Below are 16,342 nucleotides of genomic sequence, written 5' to 3'. Positions count from 1 at the left end.
GTCACACCCTCCCGGGGGCGTCCAGCACGGAGTCGCGTTGCAGCTCGCGCCGGGCGGTTCTGTCTCGCGTCCAGGGCGTGAGGAGCCGCTGGACAACGAGCAGCAGCAGATCGGCGGTGACGGCGAGCAGGACGCACAGCACCGAGGCGGCCAGCACCTGGGCCTTGAAGTAGCTGTCCATGCCGCTGTAGATGAGGTTGCCCAGGCCGCCGTGGCCGACGATCGCGCCGACCGTGGTGAGCGAGACGGCGGAGACGGTCGCGATGCGCACACCGGCCATCAGGGCGGGCAGCGCCAGCGGCAGTTCGACGCCGAAGAGCAGCCGGACCTTGCCGTAGCCGAGGCCGCGCGCCGCCTCGCGGGCGTCCTCGGGGACCGAACGCAGGCCCGTCAGCATGTTCCGCACCAGGATCGTCAGCGAGTACAGCACCAGACCGCAGACGACCACCGAGACGGAGATGCCGAACACGGGCAGCAGCAGCGCGTACATCGCGAGCGACGGGATCGTGTACAGGATGGTCGTCAGGCTGAGGATCGGCCCGGCGGCCAGCCGCCACCGGCGGGCGAGCAGCGCCAGCGGGAACGCCACCAGCACGGCGAGGGAGACGGCGGCCAGGGTGATGAGGACGTGCTCGACGGTGGCGTCGGTCAGTTCGGACGAGCGGCTCCGCAGGTATTCGCCGCAGATCCACTCGTTCCTCGTCAGGCAGTTCTCCCCGCCGACCGCACTCATGTTCCAACACCCTAGACGGTGAACCTGTCAGAATGATGAACATGCTGCGGTTCGAGCACGTCTCCAAGCGCTACCCCGACGGAACGGTCGCGGTCGACGACCTGAACCTGGAGGTCGCCGAGGGCGAACTCGTCACGCTGGTCGGCCCCTCGGGCTGCGGCAAGACCACGACGATGCGCATGGTGAACCGGCTGGAGGAGCCCACCGAGGGGCGCGTCCTGCTGGACGGCCGGGACGTGGCGTCCTACGACCCGGTGCGGCTGCGCCGCCAGATCGGCTATGTGATCCAGCAGGTGGGCCTCTTCCCGCACCGGACCGTGCTGGACAACACCGCGACCGTGCCCCAACTGCTGGGCACGCGGCGGTCGGAGGCGCGGCGGCGGGCCGCCGAGCTGCTGGAGCTGGTCGGCCTGGACCCGGCGGTGTACGGCGGCCGTTACCCCGACCAGCTCTCGGGCGGGCAGCGGCAGCGGGTGGGCGTGGCCCGGGCGCTGGCGGCCGACCCGCCGGTGCTGCTGATGGACGAGCCCTTCGGCGCGGTGGACCCGGTGGTGCGGGAGCACCTCCAGAACGAGTTCCTGCGGCTTCAGGCCGAGGTGCGCAAGACGGTGCTGTTCGTCACCCACGACATCGAGGAGGCGGTGCGGCTCGGCGACCGCATCGCGGTGTACGGGCAGGGCCGGATCGAGCAGTTCGACTCCCCGGCCGCCGTGCTGGGCGCGCCGGCCAACGACTACGTCGCGTCGTTCGTCGGCAGCGACCGGGGGCTGAAGCGGCTGTCGGTGACCCCGGTGGAGAAGGGCGATCTGGAGCAGCCGCCGGTGGTCCACCTGTCCGACTCCATGGCGGCGGCCACGGCCCGGATGCGCGAGCAGGGCGTGCGCTGGGCGGTGGTCCTGGACGAGCACGAGGGCCTGCACGGCTGGGTGGCGATACCGGGCGGGAACGATCCGGCCCCGCCCGTGGACGGCGACGCGGTGGCCGGGCACGCGCGCCGCATGGAGGCGTGGCTGCCGCTGGGCGCGTCGCTGAAGAAGGCGTTCAGCACGATGCTCCAGTACGACGCGGGCTGGATCGCGGTGCTGGACGAAGAGGACCGTTTCCTGGGGGTGTTGACCCCGGCGAGCCTGCACGAGGCGCTGCGCCGTTCGATCGACGCGGACGTGCGGGACATCGCGCGCGCCGAGGTGGAGCTGGACACCGTTCCGGGGGCGTGAGCCGGGCCGGGAGGGGTCAGACGGGCGAGCCCATCGGGCCGTGGCCGTCCCCGTCGCCGTTCTCGTCGCCGTCGGGGAGGCGGCAGACCCGTTCCAGGAAGAGGGCCGCCGCGACCACCGCGACCCCCGCCAGGACGGCGAGTCCCGCGTAGATCGCCTGGTCGCGGCGGTTGGGCACGTCCAGGCGCTCCATCACCAGGAAGAGGCCGAAGCCGCCGTACCCGCCGGCGACGATCGCGGAGACGAGCGCGCTCGCCTGGCCGAAGACGACGGCGCGGGCCGCCATCAGCCGGTCCACCGGCCGGGCGCCGGGCCGCCGCTCGCGCTGGGCCCGCAGCCGGGCGCGCAGCGACAGCGCCGTGGCGAGCAGGGCGGCGGCGATCAGCCCGAGGAAGACGGGCGCGAGCAGCGGAACGGCGGGCGGCGTGTTCCCGAACGACTCCCACAGCCCGGCGCCGGCCCAGCTCAGACCGACCGCGGCGGCGAACAGCCCGGCCAGTGTCCCGATCCGCAGTTCGTTCACCGCTGTTCGCGCCCCTCGTCGTGAAGTCGTGCAGCCGTCGTCGTGTGTTGGTGTCGTGCGTTGTCGAAGAAAAGCAGACGGAAGTCCGTCAGTCCGGCAGGACGAGCCCGAGGTCCGGGCGGAGCGTCACGCCCTGTCCGGCCAGCCCGGGCAGCAGGTCGGCCAGCGCTCCGCGCCCGGGAATCTCGGCGTCCGGCTCGACATCGTGCCATGGCACCAGCACGAAGGCCCGTTCATGGGCGCGGGGATGCGGCAGGGTGAGCTCCGGGTCGTCCGAGACGACGCCCTGATAGGTGACGATGTCGACGTCGAGCGTACGCGGCCCCCAGCGGCTGTCCCGCACGCGTTCGAACGCCTCCTCGATGGCCTGGGCGCGCTCCAGCAGGGAGGACGGCGGCAGCGTGGTCTTGATGACGACCACGGCGTTGAAATAGGAGGGCTGGCTGCCGGGGTCGACGCCCCACGGCTCGGTCTCGTAGACGGGGGAGACCGCCTTGACGCGCATCCCCGGGGTGTCGGCGAGGGCGTCGATCGCGCCCTGGATGGTCTCCAGCCGGTTGCCCAGGTTGCTGCCGAGGGAGAGGACGGCGCGTTTCGGGTTGTGCAGGGTGCTGTCGGCGGCGTCCACCTGCCGGACCACCGAAGCGGGCACCGGCTGCACGGTGGGATCGGGGGATGACGCGGCATTACTGGGGGTCATGCTCGGCTCCGCTTGATGGTGAGGGTCACGTCGTCGAAGGGAACGGAGATCGGCGCCCGCGGCTTGTGCACTGTCACCTCGGCCTCCAGCACCGCGTGGTGCGTCAGGCACTGATCGGCGATGCGCTGGGCCAGCGTCTCCAGCAGATCACAGGGCGGACCGGCGATGACGGCGGTGATCTCCTCGGCCACCACGCCGTAGTCCACCGTCCGGGCCAGGTCGTCGGTCTCGGCCGCGGGACGGGTGTCGACGCCGAGGACGACGTCGACGACGAACGGCTGTCCCTCGGCGCGCTCCCGGGGGAGCACCCCGTGGAAGCCCTTGGCGCGCAGGCCGCGCAGCGCGATGCGGTCCACGGTGATCACTCCCCTTCGGTCGGCGGTCGGCCGGCACGGGCCACCCGGGGATTCGAATCTACCTGCGACACCCGGGCCACTTGGTCAGCACCACCCGCCCGTTCGCTGTTCCCGCCGGACGGCAGCCGGTGGCGGGGACTCCGGATAGGCCCTGCCCCTACCCTGGTGCCATGAGCCTTTCGCACGGCCAGGTGACCGGTCTGCCCCGGTGGGACCGCTGCGCGGTCATGGGGGTGGTCAATGTCACACCGGACTCCTTCTCGGACGGCGGACGCTGGTTCGACGCCGAGGCCGCGGTCAAACGTGGCCTGGACCTGGTGGCCGAGGGCGCCGATCTGGTCGATGTCGGCGGCGAGTCGACCCGGCCGGGCGCGACCCGGGTGGACGAGGCCGAGGAGCTGCGCCGGGTCATCCCGGTCGTGCGGGAGCTGGCGGAGCGCGGCGTCGTGGTGAGCGTGGACACGATGCGGGCCTCCGTGGCCGAGCAGTCGGTGGCGGCCGGGGCCCGCCTGGTGAACGACGTCAGCGGCGGCCGGGCCGACGCGCGGATGGTGCCGGTGGTGGCCGACGCGGGGGTGCCGTTCGTCGTCATGCACTGGCGCGGCCAGAGCGTCGACATGAACGACCGCGCGGTCTACGCGGACGTCACCGGCGAGGTGATCGCCGAGCTGCGCGACAGCCTGGCGCGGGCCGTGGCGGGCGGCATCGCCGCCGACCGGATCGTCGTCGATCCCGGGCTCGGCTTCGCCAAGCGCGCGGAGCACGACCTGACGCTGATGGCCGACATGGCGCGGCTGCGCGCGGAGCTCGACGCGCCGCTGCTCATCGCCGCCTCCCGCAAGCGGTTCCTCGGCCGGGTGCTGGCCGGGCCGGGCGGCGCGCCACCACCCGCGCGCGACCGCGACGCGGCGACGGCGGCCGTCTCGGCGCTGGCCGCCGCGGCGGGCGCCTGGGCGGTGCGGGTGCACGAAGTGCGGGCCAGCGCCGACGCGGTGCGGGTGGTGGCGGCGACGCGGGACCCGGAGGGCTTCGCGTCATGAGCGGCGCCCGGACGGACATCGAGGCGGTGGAGGCGGCCAACACCGCGCTCTACGACGCCCTGGAGCAGGGCGACCTGGACGCGATGGCCGAGCACTGGCTGGATACGGACGTCAGCGTCGTGCATCCGGGCTGGCCGGTGATCAACGGCCGGGGCGAGGTGATCCGTTCCTACGCGCTGATCATGGCGAACACCGAGTACATCCAGTTCTTCCTGACGGATGTCGAGGTGTCGGTGCTGGGCGACACGGCGCTGGTGACCTGCACGGAGAACATCCTGAGCGGCGGCCCGGCGGAGGAGGACGGCACGGCGGGCCCGCTCGTGGGCGGCCTCGTCGTCGCGACGAACGTCTTCCGGCGCACCGAGGGCGGCGTGTGGAAAGTGTGGTCGCACCATGGCTCTCCCGTGCTGATCGACCGGGAGGAAGAAGAAGGCGAGGAGGCCGACGGGGAAGGGGACGGCGGAGTCACCGAGATCGGCTGACCGCGCCCCGCACGCCCCCGTTGCCCGGCTGTCCGCTGATTGGATACGGTCACCACAAAATATGTTTCGTGGCTGCAAGAACCGGGGAGTTCCGCGTGGCGCTGGCGGATGGACGTGTGAGGGACGAGGCCGAGGGCGGCCAGCCGGAGGCGGCGAGCGAGGCGGAGGAGACGACCGGGGACGAGGCCGGGGCCAAGCCCGAGGCCGAGACCGCCAAGCCGCCCAAGAGTTACCGCATGATCACCCCGACCGACTGGTTCCGCGTGCCGCTGCGCTCGGAGGAGAAGCGGCTGAAGTCGGTGCGGGCCCTGGTGGATCACGCCTATCCGAATCGCGATGAATTCGCCACCAAGCGGCACGAGTTGCGCGATCTGCTGACCAACGTCATGAACACCGCCGCCGAGCGGGGCGCCATCGAGATCTACCTCTCCACACATGCGACGCTCGGCGTGCCGATCCCGGCCAGCCTCCTGGTCACCGCGGAGCCGGAAGACCCGTCGCTGCCCGGGCCGATGCCAGCGGAGCTGCTGGCCGACGGACTGCGGAGCAAGCACAAGAACGACGCGGACGTCTCCATCGTGAAGCTTCTCTCCGGCGAGGCGGTGCGCTGCCGCCGGCAGGAACTCAGCGAGGACTCCAAGGAACTGGGGCAGCCGCAGGAGCGTCCCAACACATTGCTGGAGTTCTATCTGCCCGTCCCCAATTCGACCGCGTGGCTGGTGCTGACGTTCAGCGCCCCGCTGCCCGAACTCGCGGACGCGCAGGTGCAGATGTTCGATGCCATAGCCGGTTCGTTCCGGTGGTCCTAGTAGCGGGCGGCTGACCTGACCCGCGAGTTGAGAAAGAGGGGGAATGGCCGACCTCACAGTTACCGTCGATGATGTCCGCGACCTGGCCACGAAGCTGCGACAGGTCGCCACGGAGTTCGAGCACTCCGAGGACATCGCGTCCGACTACGCCGAGGACGTCAGCCATGACGATCTGGCCCACGAGCTGGAGCAGTTCGCGGAGAACTGGCGAGTTCACCGCAACAAGCTGATGGAAGGTCTGCAGAGCTTCGTCGAGAAGGCGCAGCAAGCCGCGGACGGCTATGACGGCCTTGAGCGCGAGCTCGTCAACGCGCTTGAGGGGGGAAGCTGATGGCTACCCGCCCCGCCGACTGGTACCCGCTGACCGAGGACGGGAGCGACCCGGTCCCCGGCGACTGGGAGATGGTGCAGGAGGCCGCCCGGCGCTACCGGAGCACCGCGGACGCGATCCAGCGGGCCAAGGACCTGCTGGGCGAGGTGACCAACACCCAGGACGGCTGGCAGTCCCCCGCGGGTGAGGCGTTCCGGGAGAAGGCCACCGAGCTCTCCGACGACATATGGAATGCCTGGGGCCGCTACGACGCCGCCGCCGACGCGCTCAACGGCTACTGGCCGGCGCTCGAGGAGGCGCAGAACGAGAGCCTGACCCTGCGCACCCAGGCCCAGACCGTTCAGGACCAGCTCGACAGCCTCGGCCCCCGGATCGACACGGCGCAGCAGGAGGCCGACGACGCCGCGGCCGAGGAGGACAACGAGGACGCCGCGGACGCGGCCAACGACCAGGTCACCAGCCTCCAGAGCCAGATGGAGAACGCCCAGGCCGAGTTGAACCGGCTGCGCGGCAGGATCCGGCAGATCGTCGAGGACAAGGACGCCGCCGCCCAGCGGGCGGCCGACGCCATCGGTGACTTCATCGGCGGTGACGGGCTGAAGGACGGCTTCTGGGACCACGTCGGCGCGTTCTTCGACGGTCTCCGGGACTTCCTGATCATGATCGGCGAATGGGCCGGGAGGATCGCCGCCATCTGCGGGGTGCTCGCCTTGCTCGTCGGCTGGATCCCGGTCATCGGCCAGGCGCTGGCCGGCATCCTGGGCACCATCGCGCTGGTGGCGGGAATCTTCTCGGCGATCGGCAACGCCCTCCAGGGCAAGTGGCTCAACTTCGCGCTGGATATCATCGGCATCGTGACCTTTGGCGTGGGCCGTGCCCTGACCTCGACGGTGGGCCGCGCGGGCTCGCTCGCGCGCATGGACGCCTTCCGTAACGTGATGCGGATCTCCACCGCCGGAAACCGGGCCGCGCGGAACGCCCACGCCGCGAGCATCGTCGGCGACGGCGCCGACTTGGCGGCCCGGGCGGGCCAGACGTTCACGCGCCCGTCCGGCCTGCTCGGCTGGGGCCGGGAAGCTTTCGGTGGCCTCGGCGGTGAGATGGTGCAGAACTGGCGCACCATCACCACCAACAACTGGGGTAGCGCGCTCGGCCAGGGCTTTTCCGGTATTCGGAACATTGGGTCCACCATCGGCCAGTCCGGTTTCGGCAGTGCCCTTCAGGGCGGCATGCACCAGTTCCTGGGTCAGGCCGACATCGCCTCGGACGCCTTGGCGCTGGGCCGCGCCGCGAACGCGGGCGCCGATGTAGGCGGCCTGGGTGCGGCCAGTGGTGTCGTGGCCGGTTCCGCGGCCCTCGGCGCCGCCTCGGGCAACTTTGGTCTGTTCGAAGTGGAGGGTGTGGACTCCCTGTGGAACTGGCCGGGTCTTGGGGATGGTGAGAACACACTGGTGAGCGACCCGGTGCCAGCCGGTTCGTACTGACGACAGCGAGAGCGAGGCCCTCGTTCAGTGAATACGGTGCAGCCGGCCTTGTTTGCCGGGCAACGTCCGCTGGTCCGCTGGGGTGTGCTGCGGCGAGCGCGGATTACGGTCGAGGGTGGCCAGTTGGTGGTGCGGGGGGACCGTACCCACTCCTGGCCGCTGGGCCCGCAGGGGGTCGCCTCGGCGGTCCACGTCAAGGGCAGTCTCTGTCCTTCGGCTGCCCGTAACGGCTGGCTGGGCATAAGCAAGGGCCCCATCAACAACCTCGGCGGCTGTCTGCACCTGTGCGACAGCGCGGGGCAGGCACTCGCCTGCCTCGCGCTGAGCGACTGGGTACCCAATGGCGCCGCCGTCATCACGATGGACCGCCCCGACACATTCCCCGCTGTCAAGAACAACTTCAAGGCCGAGGAGTTCCTGGAGCTCTCGGGAATGGGGCCGTTCCTGCGGCACTTCGGCGTGCCCGTCCACGAATCGGTCAAGGAGCCGCCGAGGGCGCGGCGGTTCGCCGGCACGCTACGCCCCGGGCCTCGGATGGCCGGCTCACCCCTGCTCACGATTCTGGCATTCGCTCAGCTCGTCGTGCTGGTGCTGGCGACCTTCTTCACCGGCGGCATTGGCGACCGCGCCGGGCAGGTGATGGTCGCCGGGGCATTCCTCGCATTCGCGTTGCTGGAGGCCGGGTGGTCACTGCTGCTGGGCATCCTCAGCGCCCGCCGGGAGAAGCCGGCCGTCGCCGAGTTGCGGCCGAGCCCCGGCGTTCCGGTCCCCGTGGTGTTCCGGAAACGGGCCTCGATCCGGCTGGTCGGGGACGCACTGGAGCTGCGCACCGCGCAGAACGTCAAGCGTTTGATTCAACCGCCCGCCGATCCCGTGCTCGGCCTGCGGGAGGTCGTGGTCCTGGAGGACAACGGGCGGCCCTGGGGCGTGGCGCTGACCGACGGGCGCGAGGTGGTGCAGGCGTTCCTGCACTGGGACACATGGTTCGCCGGCGATCCGCAGCTGACGCACCTGCGCGCCTTCTGCGCTGCCGTGGGGCTGAACCTGCGGCGGCAGGCGCTCGGCGCCTTCCCTGGTCGGCAGGAACGGGACCACACCGCGAAGCGGTTCCGCATGGCCAACTACGCGCTGAACGACACCTTCGCCATCTCGGTGTTCTCCCCGTCCGTGGCCGCGTTCGGTGTCTATCCCATGTTCATCGGTGCGGTGAGGGCGGACATCGAATGGCCGCCGTACTACATCATGTTCGGCCTGTCGTTCGCCATTGGATTCGCACCATATGTGGTTCGGGGCGCCGTTCGGAAATGGTCGTTGAACCGCATGGTGCCCCCCGCCCCGGTATCGAACGTGGAGTTCCGGGGAATGCCGTCAAACGGAGGAGAAGGAGCGGCGACGCTGTGACCCACACCCTGAGCAAATCCAGCACCGAGTGGGTGGCCGGGTTCGACTACCCGCCGGAGCACTGGATTCAGCTCGACATGAAGTCTCCGGATGTGGCGGAGCAGGCCGCCCAGGCGATCGCCGACCGCGGCGGGGAGATCGACCAGGAGTACGCCGAGGGCGCGTACCCGGAGCTGAAGGCGATACGCGACGGCGCGCTGGAGCGAGAGGCATCGCCCGTCGTCGTTTTCGTGCCCCCGGAGGCGCCCGATCTGCGGCCCCTGGTGCAGATCACCGCGTTCGTGGCGCCGGTGCCCGCGCCTTCGGGGCACCGCACCGTGGAGGCCATGGCCGAACTGGCGCGCCAGCCACAGCCGTACCGCTTCCGCCAGCCCGGGATCAGCGTTATCGACCTGCCCGCCGGCCCTACCTGCCGAGTGCACGAGCTGGTGCACAACGAGCCGGGCGACGACGGGCGCAACATGCTCACGGAGTACATCTCGTACTACGTGCTGCCCCCGGGCTACGACAAGGGCTTCGTCGAGTTCACCGTCACCTGGTTCACCCCGGCGATCGGCTCGGCGATGGTGGAGACCGCCGACGAGATGGCGGCCACCCTGACCATCACTCCCAACGAATCGCCAGGAGGCGAGTCATGAGCAGCGCGGAGCCGGAGTACGTCTTCGACCAGGTGCAGATCGGCAAGGGGCTGAAGCCCGTCGCCCAGCACGGCTTCGTGGTCGTCGACAAGGGTGTGCTGACCCTGCTCGGCAGCGACCAGCAGCCCATCGACAGCGCGCCGCTGTCCCAGATCTCGGGGAACCTCGTGCGGTTCACCCGCGGCAAGACGGTCGCCCTCACGGTCAACGGCACCAAGTACAACGTCTCCCCCGGCTGGGGCGCGCGCGGCATCTTCGTGCTGCCGGGCGACACCAGCCACGTGAAGACGGCCGCCGAGGCCCTGCTGAAGCTGGTCGCGGCGGGCGGCGGCCAGACCTCGTAACGCTCTCGGCACGATCGCGCGGGCGGCGGGACCCCGTCCCGCCGCCCGTCAGCTTCGTCCGGTCAGCCACCGCTCCGGGGCGGCGGTGCGGCGGCCCAGCCGGGAACGGGTGGCCTGGGCGGCCACCTCGCGGGCGGCGTAGTCCGCGTCCTGGAGGCGGGCCGTCGCCGTGCCGTTCGCCCCGTGGTCCACATGGATATGGGCCAGGCCCAGCCGCTGCGACCAGGGCCCCTGGGTGAGCCGGACGCTCTGCACCTTGGCGTGCGGCACCAGCGTGTGCACCCGGCGCAGCCGGCCGTGGCGCGCCACGAAGACCGCCTCCGTGACGCCGTGGCCGTAGCCGACGCGCCACACCGGGATCGCCCAGCGCGCGCGGCGGGGCGTGGGGCGCACGGCGGCGACCGCCTCGTCGATGTCCACCGCGGGCAGGATGCGGGCGATCAGGGCGGCGGCCACCGGGCGGGGGGCGACCGGGAGCAGCAGGCCGCCCTCGTTGCCCCCGCCGGCGACCTCCAGCTCGACGCGCACCCAGCCGCGCGGCCGCCACAGCAGCGGCTCCAGGATCCGCACGGACTGCACGCGGCCGGGCGGAACGGTGGCGTGCTCCCGTTGCAGCAGGCCGTGGTCGAGCCGCAGCCCGTCCGGGGACTCGCTCACCGTCCAGTCGTACTGGGTGAGGAAGCTGCCGAGGCTGACCCGCCACACGGCGGCGAGCATCGGCAGCACGACGAGCGCGGCGGCGAAGACGCTGGAGGTCGCCGTCCAGATCAGCGGCGTGACGACCGCGGCCGTCAGCAGGAACCCCCAGGTGCTGCCGAGCAGCGCCAGCGACCAGGCCAGCGTGCGGGAGTCGGTGCGGTACAGCTCCTGGGCCGGGGCCTCGCCCGCGGTGGGCGCCGCCTCGGGCGCGATGCCGGCGGCGCGCGCGAGCAGCTCGGCGCGGAGGTCCCGCGCCTCGTTCTCGTCGAGGAACGCCAGCTCGTCCGCCGAGCCGGAGCCGACGACGTCCATCTTGAGCTTGGCCACGCCCAGCGCCCGGGCCAGCAGCGGCCGGGTGATGTCGATGGCCTGGATGCGGTCCAGGCGCAGATGGGCCGCGCGCCGGAACAGCAGCCCGGTGCGGATGCGCAGCTCGGTGTCGGTGACCAGATAACGGGTGACGCGCCAGGACAGATAGCCGTAGCCGGCCGCGCAGGCGAGCACCGCGAACAGCATCAGGAGCAGCCAGCCCAGGCCGAGGGAGTCGCCCCACTCGCGCAGCTCCTCGGCGTTCTGCACGAAGACGGCGAACAGGCCGGCCAGCGGCGCCCAGGCGCGCCGCCACGGCGTGAGCGGGTGCAGCCGCTTCCCCTGCCCGGCCGGGAACTCCGCGCCGTCGGTGGGCATCACAGTCCCGCCGAACGGGCCTCGCCCAGCTCCGTGAGCCGGTCCCGCAGCCGCTCCGCCTCGGCGGGGGACAGGCCCGGGATGGTCGCGTCGGTGGCCGCGGCGGCGGTGTGCAACTGGAGCCGCGCCAGGCCGAACCTCCGGTCCAGCGGGCCGGAGGTGACCTCGACGAGCTGCATGCGCCCGTAGGGGACCACCGTGAGCTGCCGCCACAGCACGCCCCGGCTGATCAGCAGGTCGTCGTCGCGCTCCAGATAGCGCCAGGAACGCCAGTTGCGGCCGAGCGCCCGCCAGCCCCACAGCGCCGCGCCGAGCAGCGGCACCGCGGGCAGCGCCCAGGCGGCGGCGCCCAGCAGCGGCGGCAGCCCGGCGGCCACCAGCACCAGCGGGGCGGCCCACAGCGCCAGCACCAGCCGCCGCATCCGCAGCAGCGCGGGCTGCACCGGCCGCCACTCCTCGCCGGTCGCCTCGGACCCCCCGTCCGGCCGCGGTCCCTCAGCCACCGTGTCCATAGCCGTCAAGCTTACGAGCTTCGCCCGGGGCGGGAGAGTGGAAGACTGGCGCGGTGACGCCCGATGGCCCGCCGCGCGGCGGGCGACGGAGACTGGGAGACGTGATGGCGGACACCACGGGCAGCGGCGGCAGCACGGGCACCACGCACACGACGGTCGGCATCGGGGGCGGCGCGGCCGGCACCGCGGAGAGCACCGACATGGTGCTCAACATCGGGCCCCAGCACCCCGCTACGCACGGCGTGCTGCGGTTGCGTCTGGTGCTCGACGGGGAGCGCATCTCGGCGGCCGAGCCGGTGGTCGGCTATATGCACCGGGGCGCGGAGAAGCTGTTCGAGGCGCGCGACTACCGGCAGATCATCGTTCTCGCGAACCGGCACGACTGGCTGTCCGCGTTCTCCAACGAGCTGGGCGTGGTGCTGGCGGTCGAGCGGATGCTCGGCATGGAGGTGCCCGAGCGCGCCGTGTGGCTGCGCACGCTGCTGGCCGAGCTGAACCGGGCCCTCAACCACCTGATGTTCCTCGGCTCCTATCCGCTTGAACTGGGCGGCATCACGCCGATCTTCTACGCGTTCACCGAGCGCGAGGGACTTCAGCACGTCATGGAGGAGGTCTCCGGCGGCCGGATCCACTACATGTTCAACCGGGTGGGCGGCCTCAAGGAGGAGCTGCCGGCCGGCTGGACGGACCGCGCCCGGGGAGCCGTCGCGGCGGTGCGCGCCGGGATGGGGCGGTTCGACGATCTGGTGCTGGGGAACGAGGTGTTCCGCGGCCGGACCCGGGGCGTCGGCGTGCTGGACGCGAAGACCGTGCACGCGTACGGGGTGTCCGGGCCGATCGCGCGGGCCAGCGGCGTCGACTTCGACCTGCGGCGCGACGAGCCGTATCTCGCCTATGGCGAACTGGGCGACGTGCTGCGGGTGGTTACCCGGGACGCCGGGGACTGCCTGGCCCGGTTCGAGGTGCTGCTCGACCAGACGAAGAACGCGCTGGAGCTCGCCGACGCCTGTCTGGACCGGCTGGCCGAGCTGCCGCCCGGCCCGGTCAACCAGCGCCTGCCCAAGGTGCTCAAGGCGCCGGAGGGCGCCACCTACGCCTGGACGGAGAACCCGCTGGGCATCAACGGGTACTACCTGGTGTCCAAGGGTGAGAAGACGCCGTACCGGCTGAAGTTGCGGTCCGCCTCGTTCAACAACATCCAGGCGCTGAGCGAGTTGCTGCCCGGCACGCTGGTGGCCGACATGGTCGCGATCCTGGGGTCGTTCTTCTTCGTGGTCGGCGACATCGACAAGTAGCGCCCGGCGCCCGTTCAGTTGAGCGGGCTCGGGATGCCCACCGGCTGCACCAGCCAGGTGAAGCCGCCCAGCCCGGCCGGATCGGTGAGCTCGCCCGCCTCGCCGGCGCGGCCGAGCGCCCGCAGATACGCCGCCGGGTTCTCACGCGCGAGCGCCAGCGGGGGGCGCGCGCCGTTCACGCCCAGCGCGTGGAGCGCGGCGCGCTGCGGCAGCAGCACGGCGCCCGGGCCGGCGCACGCGTCGAGCGCCACATGCGCCGTCAGATCGCAGCTTCCGTCCGGCACCGGCCGCACCAACCGGCCGTCGCGGTAGCCGGTGAGCGTCCCCAGCGGCGGGCGCCGCTCCCGGGTGTGCGCGTAGTCGACGGCGACCGCCAGCCCCCGCGCCAGGCTCGCCACCGCCCCGGCCCACGCCACGTCGCGCGGCAGCCCGATCTCGGCGCGCGCCCCCGGTTCCCCGGACAGCGGCCACCAGCGCCGCAGCCACTCCGCGTCGGCCCCGGTGACCGGCGGGCCCAGCCGCTCCTCGCCGGCGGCGTCCACCAGCACCTGGCGGGCCACCCCGTCGGGCCCGGTCTCGGCGACGTCCAGCGGAACGTTGTCCAGCCACTCGTTGGCGAACAGCAGCCCCACCGCGTCCGGCGGCGGCTCGGCGCGCCACTCGATCAGCGGGTCCAGCCCCGGCGGGCGGGCGGCGCGCTCCACGGCGCACGGGCGCAGCCGGGCCGCCACCCCGGCGGGCAGCGCCGCCAGGACCCCCGCGACCAGCTCGCCCCGGCCGGCCCCGACGTCCACGAACGCCAGCTCCCGGGGCCGGCCCAGCGCCTCGTCCACCCGCTCCAGCAGGCGCGCCACCGCCCCGGCGAACAGCGGCGAGGCGTGCACCGCCGTGCGGAAGTGCGCCGCGGGCGCCTCCCGCACGAAGAACCCCGCCGGGCCGTACAGCGCCCGCTCCGCCGCGGCCCGCCAGCCGACCGGCTCACCCTCGTCCCTGACCATCGTCCCCACCCATCGTCCACCTTGAGGAGTAGTTGACGGCTTCACGTATCGGCCGTCCGGTTGACTCCCGAGCCGCACACGTTGCCTACTCTGGGTTACGTGAACCGGCTTTACGAATTCCTCCGCCGCCACCCCACGTGGGTGGACGGCTTCTGGGCGTTCGTACTGCTGCTCCTGTCCTTCATGACCATCGCCCTGCCGGAGGAGGGCGGGTATACGGGACCGGAGGTGCCCGGCCTGGTCGCCGCCGCGCTGCTGGGCGTCGTCGTGCTGCTGCGCCGCCGCTGGCCGGAGCGGATGCTGCTGCTGGCCATCGCGACGGGCCTGTTCCAGGTGCTGGCCGACGTGCCGCCCCTCCCGTCGAACTTCGCCTTCCTCATCATCACTTTCACCGTCGCCTCCCGCCCCGCGCGCTGGCCCTCCCGGCTCGCGCTGGCCCTGTCGCTGGCCGCGCCCGCCGTCTCCGCGATGCGCTGGCCGGACCGGTCCCGCGAGGAATCCGCGACCGAGACGGCCGTCGGGGCGATCTTCCTCGCCATCGCGTTCTGCCTCGCCTGGGTGCTGGGCGACTCGCTGCGCACCCGCCGGGCGTACTACGCCGAGCTGGAGCAGCGTGCCCACCGGCTGGAGCAGGAGCGCGAGACCCAGGCCCGGATGGCCGTCGCCGCCGAACGCGCCCGCATCGCCCGCGAGCTGCACGACGTCGTCGCGCACAACGTGTCGGTGATGGTCGTGCAGGCCGACGGCGCCGCCTACGTCCTGGACACCGCGCCCGAGCAGACCCGCAGCGCCCTCCAGACGATATCCGGCACCGGCCGCCAGGCGCTGACCGAGATGCGCCGGCTGCTGGGCGTGCTGCGCAGCGAGGACGGCTCGGCCGCCGCGCAGGACTATGTGCCGCAGCCCGGCGTGGAGCAGCTCGCCGATCTGGTGGACCAGGTGCGGGACACCGGGCTGCCGGTGGACTTCCGGATAGACGGCACCCCCCGGCCGCTGCCCAGCGGCGTGGAGCTGACCGCGTACCGCATCGTGCAGGAGGCGCTGACGAATTCGCGCAAGCACGGCGGCCCCGAGGTCGGCGCGACCGTCAGACTGGAGTACGGCAGCGACGCGCTCACCGTGCTCGCCGAGGACGACGGGCGGGGAGCGCAGCGCGAGCTGTACGAGGAGCGCGGCGCCGACGGCCTGGGTCAGGGCCTGATCGGCATGCGGGAGCGCGTCGGCATGGTCGGCGGCGTGCTGGTGGCGGGCCCCCGCCCGGGCGGCGGGTTCCGGATCAGTGCCACGCTGCCGCTGACGGGCGGCCAATGACCGACACGAACGCCAAGGGGGAAGACCCATGCCGATCCGCGTGATGCTCGTGGATGACCAGGTGCTGCTGCGCACCGGATTCAAGATGGTGCTCGCCGCCCAGCCCGACATGGAGGTCGCGGCGGAGGCCGGGGACGGCCTGGAGGCGCTGGAGGTGCTGCGGTCCACCGCGATCGACGTGGTGCTGATGGACGTCCGCATGCCCCGCCTGGACGGGGTCGAGGCCACCCGGCGCATCTGCGAGGGCGGCCAGGGCGGGCCGGGCGATCCGAAGGTGCTGATCCTCACCACCTTCGACCTCGACGAGTACGCCTTCTCCGGGCTCAAGGCGGGCGCGGCCGGCTTCATGCTCAAGGACGTGCCGCCGGACGAGCTGCTGGCCGCGATCCGCGCCGTGCACAGCGGGGACGCGGTGGTCGCGCCGTCCACCACCCGCCGGCTGCTGGACCGCTTCGTCACGATGCTGCCCGTCCCCGACCAGAGCCCGCACCCCGAGCTGGACCAGCTCACCGACCGGGAGCGGGAGGTGCTGATGCGGATCGCGCAGGGGCTGTCCAACGGCGAGATCGCCAAGGCGCTGTTCGTCTCCGAGGCCACGGTCAAGACCCATGTCGGCCGCATACTCGCGAAGTTGGGCCTGCGCGACCGCGTGCAGGCCGTCGTTCTCGCCTACGAGACCGGCCTGGTGCGCGCCGGCGGGCGCTGACGGCGTCTCCGCGCGCCCCCCGCCGGGCGGCGGCCCGCCGTAGCATGGAGCGACGTCCGGTACCGGACTCATGGAC

At 72.2% G+C, this 16,342-nt stretch carries 19 protein-coding genes; 12 read left to right on the top strand and 7 right to left on the bottom strand.

Annotation, left to right across the window (positions count from 1 at the left end):
• Position 1: 1 nt before the first annotated feature.
• On the bottom strand, positions 2-733 hold the full coding sequence (locus RM590_RS03815; RefSeq protein ID WP_311702920.1) for an ABC transporter permease: 732 nt from the start codon (positions 731-733) through the stop codon (positions 2-4).
• Positions 734-774: 41 nt separating this feature from the next.
• Between RM590_RS03815 and RM590_RS03810 the strand changes: the two genes are divergently transcribed.
• Positions 775-1,950 carry an ABC transporter ATP-binding protein gene (locus RM590_RS03810; protein ID WP_311702919.1) on the top strand — a complete coding sequence of 392 codons (1,176 nt, stop codon included), beginning with the start codon at positions 775-777 and terminating at the stop codon, positions 1,948-1,950.
• A 16-nt stretch (positions 1,951-1,966) separates the two neighbouring features.
• On the opposite strand, the gene RM590_RS03805 is transcribed toward RM590_RS03810, so the two are convergent.
• The 3 genes from RM590_RS03805 to folB form a co-directional block, all read right to left on the bottom strand.
• Entirely contained in the window at positions 1,967-2,473 is a 507-nt protein-coding gene (locus tag RM590_RS03805; protein ID WP_311702918.1) for a DUF3180 family protein, read from the bottom strand.
• A gap of 88 nt (positions 2,474-2,561) precedes the next feature.
• Positions 2,562-3,173 (bottom strand): 2-amino-4-hydroxy-6-hydroxymethyldihydropteridine diphosphokinase, encoded by a 612-nt coding sequence (gene folK, locus RM590_RS03800; protein WP_311702917.1) that lies wholly within the window; start codon positions 3,171-3,173, stop codon positions 2,562-2,564.
• On the bottom strand, positions 3,170-3,529 hold the full coding sequence (gene folB / locus RM590_RS03795) for a dihydroneopterin aldolase (RefSeq protein WP_311702916.1): 360 nt from the start codon (positions 3,527-3,529) through the stop codon (positions 3,170-3,172). The genes folK and folB overlap by 4 nt, the downstream gene beginning before the upstream one ends.
• 170 nt (positions 3,530-3,699) lie before the next feature.
• Between folB and folP the strand changes: the two genes are divergently transcribed.
• From folP to RM590_RS03755, 8 genes are all read left to right on the top strand, one after another.
• Positions 3,700-4,569 carry a dihydropteroate synthase gene (gene folP / locus RM590_RS03790; RefSeq protein WP_311702915.1) on the top strand — a complete coding sequence of 290 codons (870 nt, stop codon included), beginning with the start codon at positions 3,700-3,702 and terminating at the stop codon, positions 4,567-4,569.
• A complete protein-coding gene (locus RM590_RS03785) occupies positions 4,566-5,051 on the top strand; it encodes a nuclear transport factor 2 family protein (RefSeq protein WP_311702914.1) in 486 nt (161 codons plus the stop codon). The genes folP and RM590_RS03785 overlap by 4 nt, the downstream gene beginning before the upstream one ends.
• Before the next feature lie 68 nt (positions 5,052-5,119).
• Complete coding sequence (locus tag RM590_RS03780; RefSeq protein ID WP_311702913.1) at positions 5,120-5,860, top strand: hypothetical protein; 741 nt, start codon at positions 5,120-5,122, stop codon at positions 5,858-5,860.
• A 43-nt stretch (positions 5,861-5,903) separates the two neighbouring features.
• The gene (locus RM590_RS03775) at positions 5,904-6,191 is read left to right on the top strand and encodes a hypothetical protein (protein WP_311702912.1); all 288 of its coding nucleotides are present in this window, start codon (positions 5,904-5,906) and stop codon (positions 6,189-6,191) included.
• Entirely contained in the window at positions 6,191-7,675 is a 1,485-nt protein-coding gene (locus RM590_RS03770) for a hypothetical protein (RefSeq protein WP_311702911.1), read from the top strand. The genes RM590_RS03775 and RM590_RS03770 overlap by 1 nt, the downstream gene beginning before the upstream one ends.
• A gap of 36 nt (positions 7,676-7,711) precedes the next feature.
• Positions 7,712-9,076 carry a hypothetical protein gene (locus tag RM590_RS03765; protein WP_311702910.1) on the top strand — a complete coding sequence of 455 codons (1,365 nt, stop codon included), beginning with the start codon at positions 7,712-7,714 and terminating at the stop codon, positions 9,074-9,076.
• Positions 9,073-9,714 (top strand): hypothetical protein, encoded by a 642-nt coding sequence (locus tag RM590_RS03760; RefSeq protein WP_311702909.1) that lies wholly within the window; start codon positions 9,073-9,075, stop codon positions 9,712-9,714. Before RM590_RS03765 ends, RM590_RS03760 begins: the two co-directional genes overlap by 4 nt.
• The gene (locus RM590_RS03755) at positions 9,711-10,058 is read left to right on the top strand and encodes a hypothetical protein (protein ID WP_311702908.1); all 348 of its coding nucleotides are present in this window, start codon (positions 9,711-9,713) and stop codon (positions 10,056-10,058) included. The genes RM590_RS03760 and RM590_RS03755 overlap by 4 nt, the downstream gene beginning before the upstream one ends.
• 48 nt (positions 10,059-10,106) lie before the next feature.
• Here the strand turns inward: RM590_RS03755 and RM590_RS03750 are convergent, their stop codons facing one another.
• Together RM590_RS03750 and RM590_RS03745 are read right to left on the bottom strand one after the other, a co-directional pair.
• Entirely contained in the window at positions 10,107-11,444 is a 1,338-nt protein-coding gene (locus RM590_RS03750; protein ID WP_311702907.1) for a PH domain-containing protein, read from the bottom strand.
• Positions 11,444-11,956, bottom strand: coding sequence for a PH domain-containing protein (locus RM590_RS03745; RefSeq protein WP_311702906.1), 513 nt, complete (start codon positions 11,954-11,956; stop codon positions 11,444-11,446). The genes RM590_RS03750 and RM590_RS03745 overlap by 1 nt, the downstream gene beginning before the upstream one ends.
• A 104-nt stretch (positions 11,957-12,060) precedes the next feature.
• Here RM590_RS03745 and RM590_RS03740 point away from each other — a divergent pair, with 104 nt between their 5' ends.
• On the top strand, positions 12,061-13,251 hold the full coding sequence (locus RM590_RS03740; RefSeq protein ID WP_311702905.1) for an NADH-quinone oxidoreductase subunit D: 1,191 nt from the start codon (positions 12,061-12,063) through the stop codon (positions 13,249-13,251).
• A 14-nt stretch (positions 13,252-13,265) separates the two neighbouring features.
• Here the strand turns inward: RM590_RS03740 and RM590_RS03735 are convergent, their stop codons facing one another.
• On the bottom strand, positions 13,266-14,249 hold the full coding sequence (locus tag RM590_RS03735; protein ID WP_311702904.1) for an SAM-dependent methyltransferase: 984 nt from the start codon (positions 14,247-14,249) through the stop codon (positions 13,266-13,268).
• A gap of 99 nt (positions 14,250-14,348) precedes the next feature.
• Between RM590_RS03735 and RM590_RS03730 the strand changes: the two genes are divergently transcribed.
• A complete protein-coding gene (locus RM590_RS03730; RefSeq protein WP_311702903.1) occupies positions 14,349-15,560 on the top strand; it encodes a sensor histidine kinase in 1,212 nt (403 codons plus the stop codon).
• Positions 15,561-15,588: 28 nt separating this feature from the next.
• On the top strand, positions 15,589-16,266 hold the full coding sequence (locus RM590_RS03725; protein WP_311702902.1) for a response regulator transcription factor: 678 nt from the start codon (positions 15,589-15,591) through the stop codon (positions 16,264-16,266).
• The last annotated feature ends 76 nt before the right edge of the window (positions 16,267-16,342 follow it).

Source organism: Streptomyces litchfieldiae, from assembly GCF_031845365.1.
Taxonomy (GTDB): Bacteria; Actinomycetota; Actinomycetes; order Streptomycetales; family Streptomycetaceae; genus Streptomyces; species Streptomyces litchfieldiae.
The sequence above is the reverse complement of the archived record's forward strand: the minus strand, read 5'-3'. Positions and strand labels throughout refer to the sequence as shown.

Coding starts and splice junctions, on each gene's coding strand:
- folP (WP_311702915.1), top strand. CDS start 3,700: ATGAGCCTTTCGCACGGCCAGGTGACCGGTCTGCCCCGGTGGGACCGC.
- RM590_RS03755 (WP_311702908.1), top strand. CDS start 9,711: ATGAGCAGCGCGGAGCCGGAGTACGTCTTCGACCAGGTGCAGATCGGC.
- RM590_RS03770 (WP_311702911.1), top strand. CDS start 6,191: ATGGCTACCCGCCCCGCCGACTGGTACCCGCTGACCGAGGACGGGAGC.
- RM590_RS03815 (WP_311702920.1), bottom strand. CDS start 733: ATGAGTGCGGTCGGCGGGGAGAACTGCCTGACGAGGAACGAGTGGATC.
- folK (WP_311702917.1), bottom strand. CDS start 3,173: ATGACCCCCAGTAATGCCGCGTCATCCCCCGATCCCACCGTGCAGCCG.
- RM590_RS03810 (WP_311702919.1), top strand. CDS start 775: ATGCTGCGGTTCGAGCACGTCTCCAAGCGCTACCCCGACGGAACGGTC.
- RM590_RS03725 (WP_311702902.1), top strand. CDS start 15,589: ATGCCGATCCGCGTGATGCTCGTGGATGACCAGGTGCTGCTGCGCACC.
- RM590_RS03775 (WP_311702912.1), top strand. CDS start 5,904: ATGGCCGACCTCACAGTTACCGTCGATGATGTCCGCGACCTGGCCACG.
- RM590_RS03735 (WP_311702904.1), bottom strand. CDS start 14,249: ATGGTCAGGGACGAGGGTGAGCCGGTCGGCTGGCGGGCCGCGGCGGAG.
- RM590_RS03740 (WP_311702905.1), top strand. CDS start 12,061: ATGGCGGACACCACGGGCAGCGGCGGCAGCACGGGCACCACGCACACG.
- RM590_RS03745 (WP_311702906.1), bottom strand. CDS start 11,956: ATGGACACGGTGGCTGAGGGACCGCGGCCGGACGGGGGGTCCGAGGCG.
- RM590_RS03785 (WP_311702914.1), top strand. CDS start 4,566: ATGAGCGGCGCCCGGACGGACATCGAGGCGGTGGAGGCGGCCAACACC.
- RM590_RS03750 (WP_311702907.1), bottom strand. CDS start 11,444: ATGCCCACCGACGGCGCGGAGTTCCCGGCCGGGCAGGGGAAGCGGCTG.